Source organism: uncultured Flavobacterium sp., from assembly GCF_951805225.1.
GTDB lineage: Bacteria > Bacteroidota > Bacteroidia > Flavobacteriales > Flavobacteriaceae > Flavobacterium.
On sequence record NZ_OX638201.1, the window covers coordinates 4,916,000 to 4,942,995 of the forward strand.

At 33.6% G+C, this 26,996-nt stretch carries 25 protein-coding genes; 4 read left to right on the forward strand and 21 right to left on the reverse strand.

The window, feature by feature from the left end:
* Nucleotides 1-132: 132 nt before the first annotated feature.
* The 5 genes from WN975_RS20455 to WN975_RS20475 form a co-directional block, all read right to left on the reverse strand.
* Nucleotides 133-696: an RNA polymerase sigma-70 factor gene (locus WN975_RS20455; RefSeq protein WP_337968103.1), complete on the reverse strand. Its 564-nt coding sequence runs from the start codon at nt 694-696 to the stop codon at nt 133-135.
* 397 nt (nt 697-1,093) lie between these two features.
* Complete coding sequence (locus tag WN975_RS20460) at nt 1,094-1,750, reverse strand: hypothetical protein (RefSeq protein WP_008466087.1); 657 nt, start codon at nt 1,748-1,750, stop codon at nt 1,094-1,096.
* Nucleotides 1,751-1,870: 120 nt separating this feature from the next.
* A complete protein-coding gene (locus WN975_RS20465) occupies nt 1,871-2,242 on the reverse strand; it encodes a YraN family protein (protein WP_099710303.1) in 372 nt (123 codons plus the stop codon).
* A 156-nt stretch (nt 2,243-2,398) separates the two neighbouring features.
* A complete protein-coding gene (locus WN975_RS20470) occupies nt 2,399-3,298 on the reverse strand; it encodes an LD-carboxypeptidase (RefSeq protein WP_337968104.1) in 900 nt (299 codons plus the stop codon).
* A gap of 163 nt (nt 3,299-3,461) precedes the next feature.
* On the reverse strand, nt 3,462-4,535 hold the full coding sequence (locus WN975_RS20475) for a serine hydrolase domain-containing protein (RefSeq protein ID WP_337968105.1): 1,074 nt from the start codon (nt 4,533-4,535) through the stop codon (nt 3,462-3,464).
* A gap of 165 nt (nt 4,536-4,700) precedes the next feature.
* On the opposite strand from WN975_RS20475, the gene WN975_RS20480 reads away from it, so the two are divergent.
* From WN975_RS20480 to WN975_RS20490, 3 genes are all read left to right on the forward strand, one after another.
* Complete coding sequence (locus tag WN975_RS20480; protein ID WP_337968106.1) at nt 4,701-5,771, forward strand: endonuclease/exonuclease/phosphatase family protein; 1,071 nt, start codon at nt 4,701-4,703, stop codon at nt 5,769-5,771.
* A 45-nt stretch (nt 5,772-5,816) separates the two neighbouring features.
* Nucleotides 5,817-6,356: a 3-hydroxyanthranilate 3,4-dioxygenase gene (locus tag WN975_RS20485; RefSeq protein ID WP_337968107.1), complete on the forward strand. Its 540-nt coding sequence runs from the start codon at nt 5,817-5,819 to the stop codon at nt 6,354-6,356.
* 207 nt (nt 6,357-6,563) lie between these two features.
* Nucleotides 6,564-6,719: a hypothetical protein gene (locus WN975_RS20490; RefSeq protein ID WP_337968108.1), complete on the forward strand. Its 156-nt coding sequence runs from the start codon at nt 6,564-6,566 to the stop codon at nt 6,717-6,719.
* A 185-nt stretch (nt 6,720-6,904) separates the two neighbouring features.
* On the opposite strand, the gene WN975_RS20495 is transcribed toward WN975_RS20490, so the two are convergent.
* On the reverse strand, nt 6,905-7,864 hold the full coding sequence (locus WN975_RS20495) for a 3',5'-cyclic-nucleotide phosphodiesterase (RefSeq protein ID WP_337968109.1): 960 nt from the start codon (nt 7,862-7,864) through the stop codon (nt 6,905-6,907).
* 183 nt (nt 7,865-8,047) lie between these two features.
* Here WN975_RS20495 and WN975_RS20500 point away from each other — a divergent pair, with 183 nt between their 5' ends.
* The gene (locus tag WN975_RS20500) at nt 8,048-9,601 is read left to right on the forward strand and encodes an aldehyde dehydrogenase family protein (protein ID WP_337968110.1); all 1,554 of its coding nucleotides are present in this window, start codon (nt 8,048-8,050) and stop codon (nt 9,599-9,601) included.
* An 80-nt stretch (nt 9,602-9,681) separates the two neighbouring features.
* Here the strand turns inward: WN975_RS20500 and WN975_RS20505 are convergent, their stop codons facing one another.
* The 15 genes from WN975_RS20505 to WN975_RS20575 all read right to left on the reverse strand — a co-directional run bounded on the left by WN975_RS20505 (nt 9,682) and on the right by WN975_RS20575 (nt 26,941).
* Entirely contained in the window at nt 9,682-12,525 is a 2,844-nt protein-coding gene (locus tag WN975_RS20505; protein ID WP_337968111.1) for a T9SS type A sorting domain-containing protein, read from the reverse strand.
* Nucleotides 12,526-13,081: 556 nt separating this feature from the next.
* Nucleotides 13,082-13,855: a Bax inhibitor-1/YccA family protein gene (locus WN975_RS20510; protein WP_337968112.1), complete on the reverse strand. Its 774-nt coding sequence runs from the start codon at nt 13,853-13,855 to the stop codon at nt 13,082-13,084.
* A 163-nt stretch (nt 13,856-14,018) separates the two neighbouring features.
* On the reverse strand, nt 14,019-15,410 hold the full coding sequence (locus tag WN975_RS20515) for an NADH-quinone oxidoreductase subunit N (RefSeq protein WP_337968113.1): 1,392 nt from the start codon (nt 15,408-15,410) through the stop codon (nt 14,019-14,021).
* A gap of 64 nt (nt 15,411-15,474) precedes the next feature.
* Nucleotides 15,475-16,914: an NADH-quinone oxidoreductase subunit M gene (locus WN975_RS20520; RefSeq protein ID WP_337968114.1), complete on the reverse strand. Its 1,440-nt coding sequence runs from the start codon at nt 16,912-16,914 to the stop codon at nt 15,475-15,477.
* A 10-nt stretch (nt 16,915-16,924) separates the two neighbouring features.
* Nucleotides 16,925-18,808, reverse strand: coding sequence for an NADH-quinone oxidoreductase subunit L (gene nuoL / locus WN975_RS20525; protein ID WP_337968115.1), 1,884 nt, complete (start codon nt 18,806-18,808; stop codon nt 16,925-16,927).
* A gap of 6 nt (nt 18,809-18,814) precedes the next feature.
* Nucleotides 18,815-19,135, reverse strand: coding sequence for an NADH-quinone oxidoreductase subunit NuoK (gene nuoK / locus WN975_RS20530; RefSeq protein ID WP_017494599.1), 321 nt, complete (start codon nt 19,133-19,135; stop codon nt 18,815-18,817).
* Nucleotides 19,135-19,674, reverse strand: coding sequence for an NADH-quinone oxidoreductase subunit J (locus WN975_RS20535; protein WP_140503541.1), 540 nt, complete (start codon nt 19,672-19,674; stop codon nt 19,135-19,137). The genes nuoK and WN975_RS20535 overlap by 1 nt, the downstream gene beginning before the upstream one ends.
* Nucleotides 19,675-20,220 (reverse strand): NADH-quinone oxidoreductase subunit I, encoded by a 546-nt coding sequence (locus WN975_RS20540; RefSeq protein WP_337968116.1) that lies wholly within the window; start codon nt 20,218-20,220, stop codon nt 19,675-19,677.
* 156 nt (nt 20,221-20,376) lie between these two features.
* Nucleotides 20,377-21,432, reverse strand: coding sequence for an NADH-quinone oxidoreductase subunit NuoH (nuoH, locus tag WN975_RS20545; protein ID WP_337968117.1), 1,056 nt, complete (start codon nt 21,430-21,432; stop codon nt 20,377-20,379).
* A gap of 2 nt (nt 21,433-21,434) precedes the next feature.
* Complete coding sequence (locus tag WN975_RS20550; protein WP_099710317.1) at nt 21,435-22,466, reverse strand: 2Fe-2S iron-sulfur cluster-binding protein; 1,032 nt, start codon at nt 22,464-22,466, stop codon at nt 21,435-21,437.
* Between the two features lie 95 nt (nt 22,467-22,561).
* Nucleotides 22,562-23,932, reverse strand: a complete 1,371-nt coding sequence (nuoF, locus tag WN975_RS20555) for an NADH-quinone oxidoreductase subunit NuoF (RefSeq protein WP_099710318.1) — start codon at nt 23,930-23,932, stop codon at nt 22,562-22,564.
* Nucleotide 23,933: 1 nt separating this feature from the next.
* Nucleotides 23,934-24,464, reverse strand: coding sequence for an NAD(P)H-dependent oxidoreductase subunit E (locus WN975_RS20560; protein WP_099710319.1), 531 nt, complete (start codon nt 24,462-24,464; stop codon nt 23,934-23,936).
* Nucleotides 24,465-24,605: 141 nt separating this feature from the next.
* Nucleotides 24,606-25,844, reverse strand: a complete 1,239-nt coding sequence (locus tag WN975_RS20565) for an NADH-quinone oxidoreductase subunit D (RefSeq protein WP_099710320.1) — start codon at nt 25,842-25,844, stop codon at nt 24,606-24,608.
* Between the two features lie 25 nt (nt 25,845-25,869).
* Nucleotides 25,870-26,391 (reverse strand): NADH-quinone oxidoreductase subunit C, encoded by a 522-nt coding sequence (locus tag WN975_RS20570; protein ID WP_337968118.1) that lies wholly within the window; start codon nt 26,389-26,391, stop codon nt 25,870-25,872.
* A 1-nt stretch (nt 26,392) separates the two neighbouring features.
* The gene (locus WN975_RS20575) at nt 26,393-26,941 is read right to left on the reverse strand and encodes an NADH-quinone oxidoreductase subunit B (RefSeq protein ID WP_133523515.1); all 549 of its coding nucleotides are present in this window, start codon (nt 26,939-26,941) and stop codon (nt 26,393-26,395) included.
* Nucleotides 26,942-26,996: the final 55 nt, after the last annotated feature.

Sequence of the window (26,996 nt, forward strand, 5' to 3'; positions counted from 1 at the left end):
TTGACAAAGCCTCAGCGTTATACTTTGCGATCTTTGCGTAAACCTTTGCGTACTTTGCGGTTAAGCTTAAAATTAAAACAAAAAAAAATCACCCGAGAAGAGTGATTTTAATGGTTAATGTGGTTTTTTGGTTTAGATAATCTCGTCATGAACGTGAAAAAAGACTCGCATTGATTCTAATGCTTTACTCATTTGGTTCCGGACTGTATTTATAGAGATGCCAAGTTCCTGGCTAATTTCTTCATAACTCATTCCCTTCTTTCGAGACATTTTAAAAATCTGCTTTCGTTTGGGAGGCAATTGTTTCATGGCCTGTTTCCGAAGTTTTTTGCAATCTTCTTCCCGAATCGAATAATCACCATATTCATGTGATTTTTGACTTTCATAAAAAACGGCTTCTTTTAGCACTAAATCATTTGCTGCTTTATTTAGAGCATTAAATGCCTGATTTCGTGCAATAGTAAAAATATAAGCTTTAAAAGATTGGTCCGGATTTAGGTTCTCGCGGTTTTGCCAAACTTTCATAAAAACATCCTGTACATTTTCTTCAGCAGCCTCTTTTGATTTTAAAAGACTAACGCTGTAACCATAGATATCCTGATAGTATAAATCAAAAAGAGAACGAAATGCTTTTTCGTTGCCATTTTTGAGCTCACTCACCAATAATTGTTCGCTATGATTGTTTGTTTCTAACATTAATTTAATTAGTCCGTATTTAAATCTAATTATATTATGATACTGTCAAAATTGGTACTCTAATCTGCTGACGGGTTAGCAAATATATAAAAATATTATTCTCAGCATATAGTATTAAAAAAAACTTAATTTTATTTTTTTTAGTTCATTTCAGCCAAAATCGTAGTAAAAGCGTTGCTAAGTCTCTTTTTATCAAGTGTGTGACTTTTTAACTGATATTTTGTGTAATAATTACAAATAATTTTATTTTTTACGAATATTCTTATTCTGTAATAAAATGATTGATGATTTAGTAATAATTGGAGAAAGAAAAAATCCATTTATCTTTTGTTTAAAAAAGATAAATGGATTTTATAAAAGGAAGAATCAGATAAAGATTCTATTGTATCATATTTGATTAATTTTTCAAATCTTTAATTACTTTAAAAGCAACATCAACCTGATCTTCACCAACCAAAATTGTAAATTCATTTGAAGTCGAAATTACCTCGTTGATAATGATTCCTTCCCATGCTAAACGCTGAAAGATAAAGTAATAAATTCCCGGAACGACGATGTTTTCCTTAGGTAATTTTACTGTGATAGACGCTAAATTATCTAATTTCTGAATCAGTTTTTCGCGCATAAAGTGTTTTTCAACCAAATGATTCACACTACTACTTACTACAATATTAGTTTCGTTAACACCACGTGACGAAGTATAAAAAATATCAGATAAAGCGTTGATATCAGAGATTAAATCAGCTTGTTTGTTTAAAACAGTTTCTGATGCAGCAAAAGTGTAATCCGTCAATTCAGATCTTACTGTGATTTCACCAATATTCTTGATTACTTTATTGATTTTATGATTTAATTTAAAATCCAATTCTTCTGTAAGCCGTTTTAACGACATTACAACAGCGCCTTGTTTTACCTCTTTGCCAAATTCACTTTCCAATTCGGTCATAATGTTCCGCGAAAGAGAAGTTAGATTGATAATTCCAAGCGATAATGCATTTAATAAAAAGGGTTTTGTTTTAATGTAATTTTCGACGATTGAAGAAACGGTTTTCATAATTTTTTTTCTTTTTTTTTGTAACTTGATTGGGTTGGTTTAGTTAATATGGGTGTTATAAATTTATGCAAATATAAATAAAAAAACAATTTGTTATAATTATAACAATAAAAAATTATGTTAAAAGTGATAAAAAGCATCAGTAAGATGTTCAATTGCAAATGTTTCGCCACTTTTATGGATTGCAATGATGTCAAAACGGATTTCAATATTTTCTTCAAAATCCTTTTCCCTATCGTTTATGTAGGCATTTACTGCTTTTATAAGTAGTTGAATTTTTTTTGGCTTCACAAAATCTTGCGGAGAACCAAAATCCAGACTCGATCTTGTCTTCACTTCTACAATGGCCAAAATGGAATCTTTTTGGGCAATAATATCTATTTCGGCTTTTTGAAAAGTCCAATTTCGATCTAGAATTTTATATCCATTTTGTTGAAGATATTCTACGGATAGTTCTTCTCCTTTTTTTCCAAGTTCATTATGTTCAGCCATTTTTTAATTGTGAGTTATGAATTATGAGTTCGTAAGCAATTTGTAAGCAAAGACGCGAAATCACAAAGGTTGATTCAAACTTTGCAACTTCGCGTCTTTGCGAGATTATGATATGTGGTATTTTCTCTTATTTAAAAGAGATAAGAAACGACTATATTATTTTTGAAATGAAACTGTACTTCCAGTTTCATTTACATCAATAGAAATTATATTTCCCATAATTAAGGCTCGATTATCCTGAATATGTCCGGCTGGAAAATTAAAAATTACGGGAATATTATATTTTTTAGTTACATCGTCTACGATTTCAAGAGCATTTTTACCCCAAGGAACTTCATTGTCTTTCATTTTGGTCATTCCGCCCACAATAATTCCTTTAAGGTTTTCGATACATCCGTTACGTCTCAAATTCATCATCATTCGATCAATATGATATAAGTATTCATCAAGATCTTCGATAAATAAAATCTTATCCTTGCAATCAATTGCCGATTGTGAACCCAATAAACTATAAAGAATAGAGAGATTTCCACCAACTAATTCGCCAGTTGCTTTTCCAAAACGGTTCATTTTATCCGGAGCGATTGAGTAGGAAACAGGTTCACCAAACAAGCTCGATTTCATAGAACTTATAGCCGCCGGAGTTGCACGCGGAATCGTTACAGGCATAACACCGTGAATAGATTTATAACCCATCGTATTCAAATGATTGTGTAGAACTGTTACGTCGCTAAAACCAATAATCCATTTTGGGTGTTGTTTGAATTTGGTAAAGTCCAATAAATCGATCATTCTTACCGTTCCATATCCGCCACGAACACACCAAATTGCTTTGATATTTGGATTATCCAACTGATGCTGAAAATCGGCAGCACGTTGTTCGTCAGTTCCTGCCAGTTGATTAAAATCAAGTCCAATTGTAGTTCCAACAACAGCTTCTAAACCCCAACTATGCAATAAATCTATTGTAGGTTTTAGATTGTCATCAATGTTTTTTCTGGCAGTTGCTAAAAGCGCAACAGTATCTCCTTTTTGTAAATAAGGTGGTGTGATCATCTTTTGTTGGGATTGACAGGTAAATGAATGTAAAGCAAAAATAAGAAATACGAATGTACCAAAAGCAAAGCTTTTTCTGGTGTCTTGGAGTTTGTTCGTGTTCATGATTTCTTTTTGCTTAAAATTATAAATTATTTTTTAAATCGGGTTTAGATTAAGAGAATCAACCGCCATATTTGTTTTGCAATTCTTCTAATATTAATAGAAGACCTTTATCAGCTTCTTCAGATTGTACATTGGCAAATAGGAGGAAAGCTTTGTTGATTGTTTTACAAATATACACTTTGGTTAAAAAAGTTCCGGGATTTCCGTTATGAAAAGAATATTTCAATTTGCTTTTTTCATTAATTTCAGAATTCCATCCAAACGAAAATTCGGGTAAACCATAATGCATGTATTCGAATTCTTCTTTCGTAAACACTTTAGATTTTCCTAATAATCCCTGAAGCTCCATTTGAGTAAACTTGCAATAATCAGGCAAATTAACATTTATGTTTCCTGCTGATGAAAGCCAGTTTAATTTATAATTTAAGAAAGGTTTTTCAGGTTCGAGATTTTCATCATGTCCCCAAGGCTGATTTTTATCTTTTAAATTCGGCTGACCAAAACCAAAATCGATATTAAGACTTTTGCTCAATTCCTTTACTAATGACTCATAGGTTTTGCCAGTTGCTTTTTCGAGCATTAATCCCGCAGCAACATAACTTGGATTTGACCAATAAACAACTTGCTTTTCTGTAGCAGGATTCTGTTGCAAAAACCAAGCAATAAACTCATAACGCTGTTGCTGATTATCGCCTTTGATTTCTTCCTGAGTCGGAGTTTCATTTCCATACGACCAAGTGTTGATTCCTGCTCGAAAAGTGATGAAATCTTGTAACGTAAAATTGTAAGTCGCCGGATTGCTTTTGGCTTTTAACTCTGGATATAAATCAAAAAACTTAGTATCCCATTTTATTTTTCCTTGTTTAACTAAAGTTGCTGCAAGATAACTGGTTATCGTTTTGGTAATAGATCCCAATCTAAATTTATCATCGATTTTAGCCTTGTATTTTGAGTTTATTCTCTGATATCCCAAAGCTTGAATTTCTAAAATTGAATCAGCAGAAACTACTGCATAAGCAACTTCAGGAATATTATATTTTACCCTTATACTATCAACAAACGAACTATTTTTTTGCGCATTTGTGTTATTAAAAAGAATAAGAAATAGAAAGGGAAAAAATATGTTTTTCATTTTATCGAAAGAGAGATTTGAGTCAGCAAGTTACAAGAGATTCTGTGATATTCAAAAAAATGATTCAAAAAATAAATTAGAAATTTCTTACAAAACAATTAATTTGCCTACATTGATCCTTCTAAAGAATTATTTATGCAAACGCTCTCCTTTAAACTTTATATAATGGCATTTTTTTCATTGTCATTTGTACAAGCACAATCAAAAAAATATGCAATTCATACCGTTGCATTTTATAATTTCGAAAATCTTTTTGATACGCACGATGATCCAAATACAAATGATAACGAATGGACACCAACGGGATCGCAAAATTGGACAGAAGAAAAATACCAACAGAAATTAAAGAATCTTTCAAGAGTTTTATCTGAAATAGGAACGCCCGAAAACCCAAATGCGCCAACTATTATTGGAGGTTCTGAGATTGAAAACCGTGGCGTAGTCGAAGATTTAATCAAACAGGATAAATTAGTAGATTTTGGTTACGGAATCATTCATTTTGATTCTCCTGACAAACGCGGAATTGATGTTGTATTATTATATCAGAAAAAACATTTCAAACCCACATCTTATTCCAATATACCTTTATATATCTACAAAAATAAGTTGTCAATAAAGGAAGATAAAAAAGAGGAAACAGATGATGAATTCGAACCTAAAATTGAAAATAATAATCGAATATTTACACGAGATCAGTTATTAGTTACCGGTTTTCTGGAGGATGAAGAAATACATATTATTGTAAATCATTGGCCGTCAAGATCCGGCGGAGAAAAAGCCAGTAGTCCATTTCGGGAAGCTGCAGCAAACCTAAACCGGAAAATTATTGATTCTTTGCAACAGATTAACCCAAATGCAAAAGTCATTACAATGGGCGATTTAAACGACGGACCTTTTAATAAAAGCGTAAAAATAGCTTTAGGAGCCAAAGCAAAAAAGAGTGAAGTTCCAGAGTTTGGTGTTTTCAATCCGTTTGAAGAAATAGCAAACAAAGGAATGGGAACAATAGCTTTTCGAGATTCCTGGGATATTTTCGACCAAATTATAATTTCAGAATCACTCATAAAACCGGATTTCGCTACATTTAAATATTGGAAAGCAGGGATATTCAGTAGATCTTATTTGATTCAAAAATCGGGACAATATAAAGGATATCCGTTGAGACATACTTTGACAGAAGTTGGTTTTAGTGATCATTTTCCGGTTTATATTTATTTGATCAAAGAGATGAAATAAAACTTTTCCCTAACTTAGCTACTTAGAAACTTAGCACCTTAAAAAATGGCAATTGCAAAACCTTTTAATCTTACCAAATGGATCGATGAAAATCGTCATTTATTAAAACCACCAGTTGGAAACAAAAATCTTTATGTTGATTCCGGTGATTATATTGTGATGATTGTTGCAGGTCCAAATGCCCGAAAAGACTATCATTATAACGAAACCGAAGAGCTTTTTTACCAACTCGAAGGAAGTATCAAAGTTGTAATTCAGGAAGATGGCGAACGCAAAGAAATGGAATTAAATGCCGGTGATATGTATCTTCATCCAGCAAAAATCCCGCATTCTCCAGTTCGTTCAGAGGGTTCTATAGGTTTGGTAATCGAGCGCAAACGTGCCGGAAAAGGATATACTGACGGTTTGCTTTGGCATTGTGACAACTGCAATCATAAACTTTACGAAGTATTTTTTGAACTCCATAACATAGAGAAAGACTTCTTGCCACATTTCGAACATTTCTACAATTCAGAAGAACTAAGAACTTGCGACAATTGCGGAACCATAATGGAATCTGATCCGAGATTTGTGGCGAAGGAATAATTTATCTCAAAATTCAAACCCGACAGGTTTTTAAAACCTGTCGGGTTTAGTCGCAATTAAAAGTTTCAAAATTAGACTTTTAGTTTTTAGGAGCTATTTCCCTCTATCCGTTTCAATCTTTTTCTGGCTAAAGAAGCCAGAAAAAGGATTTCCACTTCTATCGAGGCTAGGAAATCACTATAAAAAGAATTTTAATAAGCTTAAAATATGAAAGATAAAATTGTAAATAATTCCAATGAAGAAGAAGATTTTTTGAAGGAATTAAAAGCAGATATAGAACAAGGTAAACTTGATTTTAAAAATGGAGATTTTATAACTCATGAAGAAATGTTAGAGGAATTGAGAAGAAAAAAGATTATTTAAGAACAATGATTAACACAATATTGTCATTTCGACGGAGGAGAAATCACACTAGAAACTCCACAAAGAAAATCGCCAATCTTTGTCGATCAGCGCGTGTGATTTCTCCTCCGTCGAAATGACAAAAGAAAAAAAATCCGTTTAATCTGTAAATCCCGATCATTATCGGGAGTGTCTAATTAACTCGTTTACAACTCAAATCTTTTCCCTTGTTCAGGATAAATAATCTTCAAGCCTAAGTCGTTTTGATTTTTAAGTTGCTCTTTAAGTTTGATAATATTTTTAGTTGGAGGTTTTAAGTGCGTAACAATAATATTGAAACCTTTCAAAGTGTCTTTTCCTGATAATTCTTCAAGAACATGAAGTTCTTTCATTAAGTAATTTGGAGTTAAATGTCCAAACAAAAATTTGTCAGGTTGCTCATTTGGGAATGAAACTTCAATAAAGATTCCTTTTAATTGTTTGCTTTTTACGAGAGGCGCAATCGCTGTCCAAAGAGATTTTAGTTTATCGCTTTTTTCAACAGAATCTGGTCCGGTATCTCCTAAATAAAGCACATAAGAATCTCCATTTCTAATCAGGAAAGCAGTACTTTCAAACGGATTCACGTGACTTAACGGGAATGCTTTCACGGTCATCGTTGTATTGTTGATTGGTGTTTCTTCTCCGATATTTAAAGTTTGAAAATGGTATTTTTTTAATGGAGTTCCAAGACCTTTGTCTCCAAAATTTGCCCACGTTTGATCATTAAAATAATGATTCTCCATCATTTCCATACATTTTTCAGTTGCATAAACCGTTTTTGAAGAATCAGCCGGTGAATTAATAATCAATCCCGAAACGTGATCTAAATGTGCATGTGAAATAAAATATCCTTTAATATATTTTCGCAAAACATCGCTGGTTGGAACTTTAAAAACCTTGTTTTCAATTGCTTTTTCGATTCCTGCATTTATGGTTCCTGCATCCAAAGAAATAAAATCGTTTGTATTTGTTGGTGCTACCAAATAAGCAGAAAGATTTTTTTCGTCAATACCACCTTTTATTCCCAAAGGAACAACCTGAAAAGCAGGCTTTTGTTCTTTTTGAGCAAATCCATTTATTGAAATTAAAAAGAAGCAGAGTAGAAGACGATTGAAAATATTCATATTTAAGTAATTTTGTTACCGCAAATTTCATGAATTATAGTGAATAAATTATAGCGTATTCCTTTAAATGCTATTAATTAACCCTAAATTTACTTTGATTTTAACAACGGATTTGAGTTTAAATTCAACTGTAAATAATATCTTTACAATAAAAATATAACAATTTTAACTAAAAAAGTTACAATGACAACAATAGCATCGCAATTTGGAATGAATGAGGCTCTGGAAAAATTGGGCATCAAATTGGTAAATGACGGAACATCAACGGGAACGCAGAATTTTGCTTCAGGTGGAAATTTAGATAGTTTTTCACCAGTTGACGGAAAATTAATTGCTTCGGTAAAAATGTCAACACAAGAAGATTACGAAAAAGTAATGCGTGCAGCAACAGAAGCTTTTAAAACATTTCGTTTAATTCCTGCACCACAACGTGGAGAAATTGTACGTCAGTTTGGGCAAAAGTTGCGCGAAAATAAAGAAGCTCTTGGTAAATTGGTTTCTTATGAAATGGGAAAATCATTGCAAGAAGGTTATGGCGAAGTACAGGAAATGATCGATATCTGTGATTTTGCTGTAGGTTTATCGCGCCAATTACACGGATTAACAATGCATTCTGAAAGACCAGGACATCGTATGTATGAGCAATATCATCCACTTGGAGTTGTTGGAATTATTTCGGCATTTAATTTTCCGGTTGCAGTTTGGTCATGGAATACTGCTTTGGCATGGATTTCAGGAGATGTTTGCGTTTGGAAACCTTCTGAAAAAACACCTCTTTGCGGAATTGCTTGTCAAAATATAATCGCGCAAGTTATCAAAGAAAATAATTTACCGGAAGGAATTTCATGTTTGATAAACGGTGATTATAAAATAGGTGAATTAATGACGGCTGATACTCGAATTCCGTTAGTTTCTGCGACAGGTTCAACCCGAATGGGAAAAATTGTTGCTCAAGCAGTTGCGGGTCGTTTAGGTAAATCGTTATTAGAATTGGGAGGAAATAATGCTATCATTGTAACTCCGGATGCTGATATTAAAATGACTGTTATTGGAGCAGTTTTTGGTGCTGTGGGAACTGCAGGACAACGTTGTACATCAACTCGAAGACTGATCATTCACGAAAGTATTTATGATAAAGTAAAAGATGCTTTAGTGGCGGCTTACCAACAGTTAAGAATCGGAAATCCGCTTGACGAAAATAATCACGTTGGTCCGCTAATTGACACTCATGCTGTTGAATTGTATGCTCAGGCTTTGAATAAAGTGGTTGCCGAAGGTGGAAATATCTTAGTCGAAGGTGCAGTACTTTCGGGAGAAGGTTACGAAAGTGGCTGTTATGTGAGACCTGCAATTGCTGAAGCTCAAAATTCATTTGCAATTGTACAACACGAAACATTTGCTCCGGTTTTATATTTAATTAAATATTCAGGAGAAGTTGATAATGCAATCGAGCTTCAAAACGGAGTTGCACAAGGATTATCATCTGCTATTATGACGAATAATTTACGTGAAGCCGAAAGATTTTTATCTGTGGTAGGTTCTGATTGCGGAATTGCAAACGTAAATATTGGAACTTCCGGTGCTGAAATTGGAGGTGCTTTTGGTGGAGAAAAAGAAACCGGTGGAGGTAGAGAATCTGGATCTGATGCTTGGAAAATTTATATGCGTCGCCAAACCAATACAATCAATTATACTACTAGTTTGCCTTTGGCGCAAGGAATCAAATTTGATTTGTAGATTCTTTTTAAGTAATCAATTATATAAAAAAGGCTTCCAATTTGGAAGCCTTTTGTTTTTTCTAACATTATAACAATTTGTTATTTCTTAAGAATAGTTTGATTGATTGAACCATTTGCAGTATAAATTTTTGCTAAATATGTTCCTGGAATTAATCCTGTCAAATCAATGCTTTGATTCCCTTTTTGTACTGTTTTTACTAATGTTCCTGACATATTATAAAGAAGAACTTTCTCTACTTGTTGATCAGAATCTGATAAATATAAAGTGTCTGTTGCCGGATTTGGGTATAAAATTACTTTAGTACTTTCTGTCGTTTCTGCTATTTCAGCCGTTTTTGCAAGACGTAATGTGCTTCCGCTATATTCAGTACTAATGTAGAAAAGGTTAGCTACAGATCCTTTTGTTATTGTATTTGTTCCTGCAGGAATTGATGCTGTTACGATTCCGGCAGAAGCAGTATAAGACACGTTATTTACTTTAACTGTTCCTGTAAAATTGGAATCAAAAACCAAAGTCAATGTTGATGCACTTGTTGTTGTGTAAGTAATTGAAGTACTTGATTCAATTTTTAAACGTGCCGTTAATGTTAATCCTGCATAAGTTACAGATCCGGCAGAAGAGTTCATGTTTCCTGTAATGGCATAAAATGAACTTGTTTTTCCAGATGTTGTAAAATTATGAATCTCGTTCGTGCTTGGATTACTAGTTGTTACTGTAATTGTTCCTGATCCTGTTGCAGGAGTTCCAGTTCCGGTTGTAGTAATTGAGTACGAAACGTTTGCTGTTGGAGTTCCTGTAATTGTGATTGTTTTTGCAGTTGTATTTTTCACAAAACTAATTCCCGAAGTTGGCAATCCAGTTACTGTTGCATCTGTAGCATTTCCGCCCCAAGTAAAAACTATTGTACCAATTGCTGTTCCGCTTGCGACAGTTTGATTGTTGTTTGTTGGAGATGTAAGTGTCTGACTTCCTGCAGCGGTTACAGTAATAGTTCCTGATCCTGTTGCTGGAGTTCCAGTTCCTGTAGTTTCTATAGAATAAGATATTGTAGCAGTTGGAGTTCCTGTAATTGTGATTGTTTTTGCAGTAGCATTTTTTACAAAACTAATTCCCGAAGCTGGTAATCCCGTTACTGTTGCATCAGTAGCATCGCCACCCCAAGTGAAAACTATTGTGCTTATTGCCGTTCCGCTTGTTACTGATTGATTATTATTTGTTGTCGAAGTTAAAGTTTGAGTACTTGTTGGTGGATTACCTTCGCCTTGCACTGCCACTAATGAACCTGTATAATTAGTAAGTGCAGATTTTAACGCTGAAATTACAAGTGATGATGTATCGTCAACACTATTGTTGAATGTCCATTTTAAATCTCCTCCAGAAACACGACCAGAATATTGTGTTACTTTATTTTTGGCCGCTGCAGGTTGATCGATAGTCAGGTTTTTCACGTACAAAGCAGCATTAGTATCAAAGTTGTTATACGTATTTGCTCCAGATTTTGATTTAATACTACTGCTTACAGTTTCGCCTCTTGTAGAGGCAACATAAGCATCAAAATCTGTAGTAGAACTTATTTTTCCTGAGATATTGTATAACGGATTTGTATCGCCATAAGCAACAAAACGCATATTATTTGTAGCATTATCAGCATCAAAAGTATTGTTGAAAGCTTTAATAGTTCCTCCTGCTTCACCGGAGAAAGTTCCCATTGTACCGGCATTATTTACTTGATTTGCTTCATCCCAAATATCAGAACCTTGCAAAGAGGTAAGCATCGGATGTTTGCTATTACGGTAATAATTTCCCTCTACAAAAAGTGACGATCCTAAAGTTGATCCCGCTCCATATTTTGAAACTCCGTCATAATAGTTGTTGTAAATATGTGCTGAATAATAACGAACACGTGGATGACGAGAATCGGAGTGGTCAAACCAATTGTGATGATATGTAATATATAATCCCGTTGTAGTTCCTTCGCTTAAGCCTAAAAGACTTGCTTTTCCGTTATCCCAAAAATGATTGTAAGACAAGGTTATGTAAGTTGACGATTTGTTATCTAACGCACCATCGCCTTTAATTTGGTCAGCGTCACTACCTGCATTTCCGTAGAATAAATCGCAATTGTGAACCCAAATATGGTCATTATCCTGTTGCATTCCTACATTGTCTCCTGCGGTACTATTGCAATTCATAAAACCAATATTGCTAACTTCGATATTTGAAGCAGTTTTAAGACGTACACCCCAACCATTTGCAACAGCGTCAGTTCCTACACCTTCGATAGTCACGTAGCTTGAAGCATTGTTTGCGTTTTCGATCACAACATCTCCACCTTCCATCACGGTCATATCGGTTATATTTCCAATTAAACGAATAATAAATGGTCGTGTATCTTTTCCTTTTTTGATAGCATAGAGAATGTTTTGTAAACCAACGCATGGATTTGCACTAGCTCCAGTAATATTCATGGAAATTGTGTTCTTTGTGTTTTGCGTAATGTAAAGAATAACAGCTCCATCTTTCGGCGTTCCATCCGCTTTGTATCCTCCTGGAACACGTCCACCGTCGAAAGCAAAACCATTTCGATCTTGTGCTAAAACAGTTAAATTATTGGTTGTAGATCCGGTTCCTTCTACGCCGGAAATCACCGGTTTTACTTTGATAGTGTAGGTTCCGGATTTAAGTCCGGGAATATCAGCTCGGAAATAAGTTCCGTAACTGCGAATAAGCTGATCGTCTATTTTTTGATCTGTAATTCCTTGTCCTGAATAGTAAACATTATACGTTTGAGCATTACTTACAGGATGCCATTTTACAAATGCAGATTCAAGCCAACCTGAAGCTTCGTTAATTTGAATCTGTTGTGCCCAAGTTGGCAGAGTGAGAAAAAATACGATCAGAATAAGTAGGTTTTTTTTCATAATTTTTTGGTTTGATGTTAGTTGTAAAAATGTATAATTTTAAATATCAAAAACTCAACGTTGAATTGTAATCGATTACACAAAAATATATCTTATTTTGGAATTACATATTTATTTTTAGTTAAAATCGATAATAATATAATTTTTTAATTATTAAAATGGTTATTATGTAATAAATTACACGAAATGCAATTTATTACATAACAATAGAAAACATTGTTAGGTGAGAATTTTGCTGATAATTTAAATTTGTAATAGAAGGTATTTTATTAAAAATATCAATTCTTACATTTTTTTAAATCCAAAAAATAAATATTTAATTTTTAAAGAAAAATAGTGTTAATTGAAATTTTTTGAATTGATTTTTTAGCTTATAAAAGTATTTTTAAGTAGAATTTAAATTAAATTTTTATGTTGAAATTGATCAGAAATTTAAATTTAGATATAATTGATTTGGAAAATATATAAGTTTAAGAAGATATTTTTGAGTAAAAATTGGGCATAAAAAAAGCCTTTTTGAATTTCAAAAAGGCTTCATTTTTATTGTTTGTAGCAACTATTTATTGCTTGCTAGTTTTGATAGTAATCTTAGGAATTCTATATATAACCAAACTAATGTAATCATTAGTCCCATTGCGCCATACCATTCCATGAATTTTGGCATTCTTTCCTGAACTCCTTTTTCGATTTGATCGAAATCTAAAAATAAGTTCAAAGCAGCAATGATAATTACGAAAACGCTAATACCAATACTCATCATTCCATTTCCGTAGTGAACAGGAGTAAATTTAAAAATCAAAGAAGCAATCCATGAAATCAAATAGTAAGTAGCAATTGCTAAAGCAGCAGCAATAACAACTGATTTGAATTGTTCCGTAACTTTTACAATTTTAAATTTATATAAACCTAAACAAACTAAAAAGGTTACTAATGTTGCACTAACAGCATTAATTACAATTCCAGGATATCTTAATTCAAATATTGCAGAAATACCTCCAATAAACAAACCTTCAAACAAAGCATAACCAGGAGCTAAATATGGTGAAGCCTGAGGTTTAAAAGTAGAAACTACAACTAGAATTAACCCAACAATTGCACCACCAATAGCTGGTAAAATTGGATTCATTCCATTAAAAGCCATCCACCATGTTATCATAGAAGAGGCACATAATATTAAAAATAGAATAGCTGTTTTATTGATAGTACCTGACAATGTCATTTCCTGATTGTAATCAATAATTTGTGCATGGTGTACTTCTTCAGCTTTTGAAACAGCATTTGATGAGAAACGCTTGTCGCTTAAAAATGGATTTTTTGAATTGAAGTTCATAGTTTTAATACATTTAATTGTATTCAAATATATGGAGTTTTTTCGAAGTCCTATAGTTTCGGCTAAATTTTTAACATGATTTTTTCGTCTGTTAAAATCCTTTTTAAAACAAAAAGTCCATCAAAAGAAACTCTTGATGGACTTGTATTTTATTTAATTAATTTTATTTCAATAAGTCTAACACTAAAGATGGAAATAAACCTAATGCAATATTTAATACAATTGAAATTATCGCAACTGCATAAATAAGGAAAGGTTTTCCGGTACGTTCTTGATTTGGCTCTTTAGAATACATTGCTAAAATTAGTTTGAAATAATATCCAACACTAATAATAGAATTGATAACAGCAACGATTACTAAAGCGATATATCCTGCTTGAATTGTTTGATTGAATAAGAATAACTTAGCAAAGAATCCAGAGAAAATTGGAATACCGGCCATAGATAATAATGAACCTGTAAGGATAGCAGCCAATAATGGATTTGTTTTTCCTAAACCGTGAAAGTTTGTAATATCTTCGTTATCCTGATTTTTGCATACATATAAAACAACACTAAAAGCAGCGATTCCGGCTAATGCATAAGCAGCTGTGTAATATAATAATACTCCTGCAGATGTTGCTACAGTTAATAAAGTCATCAACATAAAACCTGCATGTGAGATTCCTGAGAATGCCAACATACGTTTTACATTGACCTGACGTAAAGCCATTATATTTCCGACAGTCATAGAAGCTATTGAAATAATTACTACAATCGTTTCAAAAGTTCCTAAAAGATCCTGATTGTCTAAAGATGGAACTAAGTTTAATGCTGAAACTAATTTGTAAAGTGTTGCAATTGCTACAACTTTAGCCAAAGTACTCATTAACGCAGTAGTCAAAGCAGGAGATCCTTCGTAAACATCCGGAGCCCAGAAGTGGAAAGGAACTGCTGCAACTTTAAATAACATTCCGATAATCATTAAGATCATTCCAATTGGAAACCAGATTGGTAATTCGGCAGATAAAGAACTTTCGTGAATTTCAGCAACATCGAAACTTCCCATTGCTCCGTAGATCAAACAGATTCCGAATAAGATAATTCCAGATGCAAAAGATCCCATCAAGAAGTATTTCATACCAGCTTCGTTGCTTTTCAAATTCAAACGCTCGCTTGCAGCCAAAACATAAAGAGCAATTGATAAAATTTCGATTCCTAAGAAAAACATAGCTAAGTTTCCAAAAGAAACCATTGCAACTCCTCCAGCTAATAAAAATACTTTTATAGCAACAAAATCTGAAATTTTGGTAGGATGATTTTCGTAAAAATTATGACTTAATGCTACTAAGAAAATGGTTAAAATAATAAACAATGATGAAAACGCAGTAGAGAACTTACTTACCGTAATCATGTTATTGTAATAACTCTGCTCTAATCCAAATTCGTAAAAGTTAAGTGCCAAAACACCTAATAAACCAATAATGGTAATAGGAACGATGGCCTTTCTTAAATTAAGAATTTCAAACAATAGGCAGAAAATACCCAATCCTGTTATAGCTATTAATGTATTCATTTTTGCTTTTTTGATTTAGGAAATCTAAAACTAATGACGCCCTAATTTATTTTTATTTAAAATATTAATTTTTGTTGATAACGCTTAGAATTGTTTCTAAACTTGGTGTAATCAAATCTGTAATTGGTTTTGGATAAAATCCGAAGAAAATTAAAACCGCAATAATTACTACTAATGAAATTCCTTCATTAACAGAAACATCTGCAAAAGTTTTAGTATTAGTTTCTCCTAACATTACATTTTGAAACATTTTAAGCATATAATAAGCTCCTAAAATAATAGTTGTTCCGCCTAAAACAGCAAACCAAATATTAATTTGAGAAAGACTATACAAAACAGTAAACTCTCCAACGAAATTAAAAGTACTTGGTAAGGCTACAGAAGCCAATACCAAAATTAAAAACATAGAAGTAAATTTTGGAGATTGAGTACGAATACCTCCTAAATGTGAAATTTCTCTTGTTTCATATCTTCTGAAAATAATTTCTGCAGCATAAAACAATCCAACTACTACAAAACCGTGAGCGATCATTTGTAAAACAGCTCCACGTAAACCGTCAATAGTTAATGTGTAAGTTCCTGCAGCAATTAATCCAACGTGCGCAAGAGATGAATAAGCCAATAATTTCTTTAAATCTTTTTGTCTTAAAGCTACGATTGATCCGTATATAACTCCGGCAATTCCTAAAGCAATAAAGATATTCATGTATTCTTTTGCAGCCAACGGTACAATGGGCAATTGCCAACGAATAACACTGTATAATCCCATCTTTAACATGATACCAGATAAAAGCATAGTTCCAACTGTTGGTGCTTTTTGGTACACATTTGCTTGCCATGTATGGAAAGGGATAATTGGAATTTTAATAGCATAAGCCAAGAAGAAAGCTAAGAAAATCCAAAGTTGCTCAGAAGCTGATAAGTCTAATTTGTATAAATCTTCGATTAAGAAACTTCCAGCTTTTTGATATAAATAGATGAAAGCAACTAACATGAACAATGAACCTGCAAGTGTGTAGATAAAGAATTTAACTACTGCTTTTCTGCGTTCTTCGGCATCACCATTACCCCAAATAAGAGCAATGAAGTAAATAGGAATAAGTGCTAACTCCCAGAAAATATAATATAATAGACCATCTGCCGCAAGGAAAGTTCCTGTCATAGCAAAAGCCATAAATAAAATTAAAGCATAAAAAGCTTTTGAATTTTTGTATTCATTTCCAAAAGAAGAGAATATAATAATTGGCGTCAAAGCTACAGTTAATAGTAACATTGCGATTCCTAAACCATCAGCATTTAGCGCAAATGAAATTTTAGGTTGATTAATCCAAGCGTTAATCAAACTGATGTTTTCGCCTGCACAAAAATGATTTAATAAAACAATTGAACAACCTAAAGCCGCCAAACTAAAGAACAAAGCTACTTTTGATGCTAGTTTGTCACCAACAAAATAAGTGGCAAATGCACCAATTAGAAGAATAATTAATATAAGAGAAACGTTCATAGTTGTAAAATTATTTAGCTAAAAATATATAGGAAACAATGGCACAAAGCCCCAAAACAAATGCAAAAAGATATAATCCAATACTTCCGTTTTGTAGTTTTTTACCCTGAAAAGCTAGTTCGTTAGTTACTTTTCCTAATCCAAAAACAAGAGCAGATAAACCTGTCTCAATATAGTCTCTGAAAAATCTTGATAATCCGTTAATAGAGCGAACAAATATTGCATCGTAAGCTTCGTCTACATAATATTTATTGTATAATACTTTGGTTAAACCAGTAATATTTTCATCTGCTTCCGGAACATTATCTTGTTTGAAGTATTTAATGTAAGCAATTAAAATACCTAATAATCCACCTAAAACAGCAACTCCCATCAAAGTATATTCTGTTGTGCCTAAATGATGTTCTTCACCAGCTACTTTTGTGAAAAGAGGCGCTAAATATTCATTTAACCAACTATTTCCAGGTAAGCTAATGATTCCTCCAAAAGTTGCAAGAATAGCTAAAATAATTAACGGGAAAGTAATTAATCCGTCACTTTCATGTAAGTGGTGCTTTTGTTCTTCAGTTCCTCTAAAGTCTTTAAAGAAAGTAAGGAACATCAATCTAAACATATAAAATGCTGTCATGATTGAAGCAATAGATCCAACTACATAAAGTGGAATATTATGGTGGAAAGCAGTTAATAAGATTTCGTCTTTAGAAAAGAAACCAGAGAAAAACGGAACACCTGAAATTGCTAATGATGAAATTAACATTGTCCAGAAAGTGATTGGCATTGCTTTACGCAAACCACCCATTTTACGCATATCTTGTTCTCCGTGCAAACCGTGAATTACAGATCCTGAACCTAAGAATAAACAAGCTTTGAAGAAAGCATGAGTTATTACGTGGAATACAGCTACTTCATAAGCCCCAAATCCTAATGCTAAAAACATTAATCCTAATTGAGAAACGGTAGAATAAGCAAGTACTTTTTTAATATCAGTTTGAACTAAACCAATTGTTGCAGCAACTAATGAAGTTATAGCTCCAATAACAGCAATAACAGTTTGAACATCCGGTGCTAAATCAAATAAAAAGTTTAATCTTGTTACCATAAAGATACCAGCTGTAACCATTGTTGCAGCGTGAATCAATGCAGAAACCGGAGTTGGTCCAGCCATCGCATCAGGTAACCAAGTGTATAACGGAATTTGTGCAGATTTACCACAAGCTCCAATAAATAAACATAAAGCTGCTAACGAAAGCAACGGAATATTTAAGTTTGTTGCTCCGGCAATTGCAGTTTTTAAAGTTGCATAATCTAATGTCGAGAACATTGAACCAATAATGAACATTCCGATTAAAAGACCTAAATCTCCAATTCTGTTCATGATGAAAGCTTTTTTCGCAGCATCATTGTAATCTTGGTTTTTATGCCAAAATCCGATTAATAGGTAAGAACAAAGTCCAACACCTTCCCAACCAATAAATAAAACTAATAAGTTACTTCCAATTACAAGTGTAATCATGAAGAATACGAATAGATTCAAATACGCAAAAAACTTGTGCATATTTTCATCATCGTGCATATAACTAATAGAGTATAAGTGAATCAATGAACCAATACCAGTTACAAAAAGCAACCAAAGTAATGATAATTGATCTAATAAAAATCCAAGATTGATGTGTAAATTACTAATCTGAATCCAGTCAAATAAAGTAACCTGAATGGCTTGTTTCGTTTGGCTAATTTGATTGAAAAAGAAAAGCGTAACAGCAAAAGAAACTACTACAGCGGCAGTTCCGATGATTCCCGAAACTGTTTTTCCTAAGCTCTTGCCAAAGAAAACATTGATTAAAAATCCTAAAAAAGGAGATAAAACTAAAAGTAAAGCTAAATTGGTATCCATTTTTATTTATCCTTTTAAATTTTTTAAATTATCGATACTAATCGAACCTAAATTTCTAAAGATCGAAACTAAAATAGCCAATCCAACTGCAACTTCTGCTGCAGCAACTGCCATCGAGAAGAATACAAAGACTTGTCCTTGTGCATCTTGATGATAAGTTGAAAAAGCAACAAATAAAAGGTTAACAGCATTCAACATGATTTCGATAGACATGAAAACGATAATAGCATTTCGTCTGTACAATACACCAAAAATACCAATACAGAAAAGTACAACACTTAAAAAGATGTAGTTTTCAATACCTATTTGATTTAATATATTACCCATTATTTATTTAATTTTTCTTTTTTAGACAATAATACAGTTCCAATCATGGCTACTAAAAGCAAGATCGAAGCAAATTCAAACGGAACCATATATTCGTTCAATAATATTTTACCCAATACTTTGATCGATTGAAAATCTTCACCAGTTGAGTCATATTCACCAACAATTGGTTTAGAGTTAATGAAAATGGCAATCAATACAACACAAATCAAACAGAAAGAAACAATTGCGCCTAAACGTGTAATTCTAGGTCTGTGTACTTGATGGCGTTCATTAAGATTCATTAACATAATCGTAAACAGGAACAAAATCATAATTGCTCCGGAATAAACTATAAGATGAACTATAGCTAAAAATTGAGCATTTAATAATAAATAGTGACCAGCAATCGAGAAAAAACAAATCACTAAATAAATAGCACTATGAATTGGATTTCTGCTAAAAATGGTCAAAAAAGCGGTGATTACCGTAATAAACGCTAAGAAACAAAATATAATTTGTACAGTTGTTGCGTGTGCAAAATCAGGAATATGTATCATTTAGTTAGCATTATTAAGTTGAGCATTTTTGATAGCCACATCAAGAGGCATCACTAATCTGTCTTTTCCAAAAATGAAATCTTCTCTTTCGTAGCTAGCAGGAACTAATGTTTTCGAAGTAGTCAAATAAATGGCATCTTTCGGGCAAGCTTCTTCACATAAACCACAGAAAATACAACGTAACATATTGATTTCATATATCGAAGCATATTTTTCTTCTCTGTACAAGTGTTTTTCATCTGCTTTACGTTCTGCGGCTTTCATCGTGATTGCTTCAGCAGGACATGATAAAGCACATAATCCACAAGCGGTACAGTTTTCACGACCTTGTTCATCACGTTTCAACTGGTGTTGACCGCGATAAACCGGACTCATTTCACGAACTTGTTCAGGATAGTGAATTGTTACTTTTTTTCTGAATAAGTGTTTAAGTGTGATACCTAATCCTTTCACAATCGCCACAAGATACAATCGTTCCCAAAAAGTCATCTCTTTGTTAGAGACCATCTTTTTTCTACCCGATAATGATATAGTTTCTATTGACATTTTTAATGTATGATTTACGATTTACTATTTGTGTTCAACAAATCAAATCTGTTTTATTTTTATTTTGAAGCTAATCCTGCTATTCGCTGTATCTTTGTTTTTTTAAAGAAAAAAAACAAAGGATGCCGCTTCTATCAGGGCTAGGCATTACGGTTCTTAGAATCCTAAAGCTGCTGCAATATCATGTCTTAAAATAACAGCTCCGGTAATCATGATATTAATGATGGATAGCGGAATCAAAATTCTCCAACCTAAATTCATTAATTGGTCATATCTAAATCTTGGAATTGTCCAACGTACCCACATATAGAAAAATATGAAGAAACATAATTTTGCAAACAATGCTGCAATTCCTAGTAAATTAGCAATATTTACTCCTGCATGTTCAACCATCCAGCTCATTCCAGGATAGTTATATCCTCCAAAGAATAAAACAGAAATAATTGTTGAAGAGATAAACATACTTGCATATTCAGCAAACAAATAGAATCCCATTTTCATGGATGAATATTCTGTATGGTAACCTCCAATTAATTCAGATTCACATTCTGCTAAGTCAAAAGGAGTTCTGTTAGTTTCTGCAAACGAACAAATCAGGAAAATCAAGAATGATAAAGGCTGGTAAAATACATTCCAGTTCATTTCTTGTTGTTGAAGAGAGATTTCTTTTAAGCTTAAAGTCCCGGTCATCATCAACAAAGCAATCATTGATAATCCCATTGCAACTTCATAAGAAACCATTTGAGAAGCCGCACGAACAGCTCCCATCAAAGAGAATTTATTGTTAGAAGCCCATCCACCAATCATGATACCATAAACTCCAATAGAAAGAACTCCAAAAATGTATAATATACCAATATTAATATCGGTTGCCTGTAAATAAACATCGCGACCAAAAACATGTAATTTATCTCCCCAAGGAATTACAGCACTTGTCATTAAAGCCGTACTCATGGCAATTGCCGGTCCTACAACAAATAAGAATTTATTAGGTGTATTTGGGAAAAATTCTTCTTTCGAGAATAATTTCATACCATCAGCAAGAGGTTGCAATAATCCTCCCCATCCTGCACGGTTTGGTCCAACACGATCCTGAAGATAAGCTGCAACTTTACGTTCAGCCCAAGTAGAGTACATGGCCATAATCATTGTGATAGCGAAAACTACAACAATTACAACGCTCTTTTCTATAATAAACGTACCATCTACCATCGTTAAGAATTTTTGTTGTTAGTGTTTAATGGAATTTCAGCCATACTAATTTTTTTACGGTCAATATCTCTACCCATAAGGATAGTTTTTTCAGTATCGATTTCTACTTTCTCTAATTTTTGAGTGTAGTTATTTTGGTTGATAACAGAATCTTTTTCAAATTCTCTTGGTCCTTCAATAACCCAGTCATTTACATTTTTATGTTCAAAACGACAGCTGTTGCAAATGAATTCTTCTACTTCATGGTACTCATCTTTACGACCAGTTACACGTTGAATTTCTCCACCAAACATCCAAACAGTAGTTTTTCCACAACATCCAGGAGTAGTACATTCTCTGTGAGCGTTGTAAGGTTTGTTGAACCAAACTCTTGATTTAAAACGGAAAGTTTTATCTGTCAATGCTCCAACAGGACAAACATCGATCATGTTTCCTGAAAATTCATTGTCAATAGCTTTTGAGATTCCAGTTGAAATATTAGCGTGATCACCACGATCTAATACTCCGTGAACTCTGTTGTCTGTCAATTGATCTGCAACTTGCACACATCTTTGACATAAGATACAACGGTTCATATGTAGTTGAATATTTGGACCAATATCTTCTGGTTCAAATGTTCTTTTTTCTTCAATAAAACGTGATTTCGGATTTCCGTGCTCAAAACTTAAGTTTTGAAGATCACATTCACCAGCCTGATCACAAATAGGGCAATCTAAAGGGTGATTGATTAATAGAAATTCTGTTACAGATTTACGAGCTTCTGTTACACGATCAGAAGATTTACTGTTTACTTCCATTCCGTCCATACATCCTGTTACACAAGATGCCATAAGTTTTGGCATTGGTCTTGGGTCAGCCTCACTTCCTTTAGAAACTTCAACTAAACAACAACGACATTTTCCGCCGCTGCCTTTTAATTTTGAGTAATAGCACATGGCTGGCGGCACCAAATCTCCACCAATCATACGTGCAGCCTGCAGGATCGTTGTTCCTGGCTCTACGTCTATACTTTGACCGTCTATGGTTACTTTCATCTCTTATTGATTTGAATGTTGAAAGTCGGAATATTGAAAAGAATTGCTGTCCTTTTTGATATTATTAACTTTATAACTTTCTGCTTTATATTTCTTTATACGATTACTTTACCGCCTACTAAATGTTTCACTTGCGAGAAAGGTTCAGCAACAAAGTGATCTCTGTGTTTTATTTTTTCAGGGAAGCGAACGTGATATTCAAACTCATCTCTAAAATGGCGAATCGCTGCTGCTACAGGCCAAGAAGCTGCATCACCTAATGGGCAAATTGTATTACCCTCGATTTTGCTTTGAATACTCCATAATAATTCGATATCCTCTTCACGACCTTGACCGTTTTCGATTCTCCACAATATTTTTTCTAACCATCCTGTTCCTTCACGACAAGGAGTACATTGTCCGCAAGATTCATGGTGGTAAAAACGAGCGAAGTTCCAAGTGTTTCTAACAACACAAGCAGTGTCATTGTAAACGATAAATCCTCCAGAACCTAACATAGATCCGGTAGCAAAACCACCATCACTTAAGGATTCGTAAGTCATTAATCTGTCTTCTCCATTTGCTGTTTTAAAAATTAATTCAGCTGGTAAAATTGGCACAGAAGATCCTCCTGGTACAAATGCTTTTAGAGGTCTGCTAGAAGACATTCCGCCTAAGTATTCGTCAGAATTCATGAATTCGTCAACACTTAAGCCTAATTCAATTTCATAAACTCCCGGGTTTTTAATATGTCCTGAAGCAGAAATTAATTTAGTTCCTGTTGAACGTCCGATACCGATTTTTGCATAATCATCACCAGAATTGTTGATGATCCAAGGCACAGTTGCAATAGTTTCTACGTTGTTTACCACAGTTGGATTTGCCCAAAGTCCTGATACCGCAGGGAATGGTGGTTTAATACGAGGATTTCCTCTTTTACCTTCCAAAGATTCAATAAGTGCAGTTTCTTCTCCACAAATATAAGCTCCGGCTCCACAGTGAACGTGTAATTCTAAATCGTAACCTGTTCCTAATATATTTTTTCCTAACCAACCGGCAGCTTTAGCTTCGGCGATAGCTCTTTCTAATATTTTGAAAACCCACATATATTCTCCACGAATGTAGATATATGATAAGTTAGCGCCTAAGGCAAAACTTGAAGTAATCATTCCTTCGATCAATAAGTGAGGAATAAATTCCATCAAATAACGATCTTTGAATGTTCCCGGTTCAGACTCATCGGCGTTGCAAACTAAGTGTCTTGGTTTTCCTGATTTTTTGTCAATAAAACTCCATTTCATTCCTGCAGGGAAACCTGCACCACCACGACCACGAAGTCCTGATTTTTTTACTTCTTCAACAACTTCATCTGGTGTAAGTGTTTTTAAAGCTTTTTCTACAGAAGCATAACCACCATTTTGACGATACACTTCGTAGGTTTTGATACCCGGAACATTGATTTTATCTAATAATATTTTCTGTGACATCTTATTTATCGTGTAATATTATTTTATCATCTCTACAATCAGCGATTAACTGATCGATTTTTTCTTCTGTCAATTTTTCTTTGTAGAAATCTCCTAACTGCATCATCGGAGCGTATCCGCAAGCACCTAAACATTCTACACCAGCAATGGTAAACATTCCGTCTGGAGTCGTTTCTCCCATTTTAATGCCTAATTTTTCAGAAGTATAATCCATTAAATTTTCGGCACCGCTTAAACAACAACAAGAAGTCTGACAGAATTCGAACATGTATTTTCCAATTGGTTTTTGGTTATACATGGTATAAAAAGTAACCACTTCGTAAACCTCAATTGGTTTGATGTGCAAAATTTCAGCAACTTTATCCTGTAACTCTGTACTTAACCAGTTGTCGTGAGCGTCTTGCACTTCGTGTAAAACAGGTAACAAAGCCGATTTTCTTTTGTCTTCAGGATAATGACTGATCAATTCATTGATGCGAGTCATCAATGCTTCAGTCATGTTTATTTCTTGTTTGTAATGTTTACGTTCCATTTTTATTTTAGATTTTAGACTTAAAGTTTTAGATTTTTAATCTGCTGTCTTTAAATCCATATTCTGCAATCTTTTTTAAATTTCAGATCTAGATTTCTGATTATAGATTTTTCAATCTGCAATCTAAATCAACAATCTTTTTTAGGCGTCTAATTCTCCTGCAATAACATTTAAACTTGATAGAATAACAATTGCATCAGATAATAAAGAACCTTTGATCATTTCAGGATATGCTTGATAATAAATGAAACAAGGTCTTCTGAAATGTAATCTATATGGAGTTCTGCTTCCGTCTGTAACTAAATAGAATCCGATTTCTCCATTTCCTCCTTCTACAGGGTGGTAAATTTCTGCAACTGGTACAGGAACTTCTCCCATTACAATCTTAAAGTGATAAATTAAAGATTCCATTGAAGTGTAAACATCTTCTTTTGGAGGAAGGTAGTAATCAGGAACTTCTGCATGATATTCGTTTCCGGCTGGCATTTTTTCTAATGCTTGACGAATAATGCTTAAACTTTCCCAAACTTCAGCATTACGAACACAGAAACGATCGTAAGTATCTCCTGATTTTCCAACAGGAACTACAAAATCGAAATCTTCGTATGATGAATAAGGTTGTGCAACACGAACGTCGTAATCAACTCCGGCAGCACGTAAGTTTGGACCTGTAAATCCGTAAGCCATTGCTTGCTCTGCTGAGATTGCACCTACGTCTACGGTTCTGTCAAGGAAAATTCTGTTTCTTTCGAATAAGTTAACAAACTCTTGCCAAGCAACAGGGAAATCTTGTAAAAAGACATCTAATTTGCGGAAAGCTTCTGGTGACCAATCTCTTTCGAAACCACCAATTCTTCCCATATTTGTTGTTAAACGAGCACCACAAATTTCTTCGTAGATTTCGTAAACTTTTTCTCTAAATTGAAAAACGTACAAGAAACCGGTATAAGCACCAGTATCAACACCAAGAATCGAGTTACAGATTAAGTGGTCTGTAATACGAGCCAACTCCATTACAATTACTCTTAAGTATTGTGCTCTTTTAGGAACTTCAATATTTAGTAATTTTTCTAAAGTCATCCACCATCCCATATTATTAATAGGAGAGGAGCAATAGTTCATACGGTCTGTAAGAGGAGTAATTTGGTAAAAAGGACGATTTTCGGCGATTTTTTCAAAAGCTCTGTGGATGTATCCAATAGTTGGTTCAGCCTCAAGAATTCTTTCACCATCCATTAACAGGATATTTTGAAAAATACCGTGAGTCGCCGGGTGTGTAGGACCTAAATTTAGTACTGAAAGCTCGCTTCCGTCTTCGTTTAGTTTATCCTTAATTATTTTAGCATATCGATGCTCTGGTGGTAATAATAGTTCTGACATTTTATAATGTTGAATTATTTATTTTTTAGCAATTTGTTGTTGTTCTTCCAAAGAATCTATCGTCTTTATCTGTTCTTCCGCTGTCTTCCATTGGGAATTCTTTTCGCATTGGGAACGATACCATCTCATCCATATTCAAAATACGTTTCAATTGTGGATGTCCAATAAAGTCAATCCCGTAGAAATCGTATGTTTCTCTTTCCATCCAATTTGAACTCAGGAAAATATTTGAAATAGTTTTTATCTCTGGTTTTTCACCGTTTAAGAATACTTTGATTCTAATACGTTTGTTTTCGTACCAATTGTGTAAATGGTATACGATTGCAAATTGACGCTCTGTTTCATTGTCCGGATAATGAACACCGCATAAATCGGTTAAAAAGTGGAAACGTAAATCAGAATCGTTTTTCAAAAAAAGAATTAAAGCTGTGATTTTATCAGCAGAAGTTTCTAATGAAAAAATATCTCTTTCTTGGTGAAAGTTAAAAACACTTGTATCAAATGTTTCTGTAAGTTTATCTTGAATCAGGGTGTTTTCTAAAGCCATCTTATGAAATGTTATATGAAGCTAGTAATTCTTGGTATTCTGGTGAGCTTCTGCGTCTAACAGATTCGCTTTTTACCAAATCTTGAAGTCTCATTACTCCATCAACAATTTGCTCTGGCCTTGGCGGACATCCCGGAACGTAAACGTCAACTGGTATTACTTTGTCAATTCCTTGTAAAACTGAATAAGTATCGAAGATTCCACCTGATGATGCACAAGCTCCAACTGCAATTACCCAGCGAGGTTCAGACATTTGTTCGTAAACTTGTCTTAAAATAGGTGCCATTTTTTTAGAAATAGTTCCCATTACTAATAACATATCTGCCTGACGAGGAGAAAAACTCACACGTTCAGAACCAAATCGTGCTAAATCGTAATGTGACGCCATTGTAGCCATGAATTCGATACCACAGCATGAAGTTGCAAAAGGCAATGGCCATAATGAATTGGCTCTTGCTAAACCTACAACGTCATTTAGTTTTGTAGCGAAGAAACCTTCTCCAACAACTCCTTCAGGCGGCGCAACCATATTTACATTTGAATCGCTCATTTTTATTTTAGATTTCTGATTTTAGATTTTAGATTTGGGAATCGTAAAAGTTAAA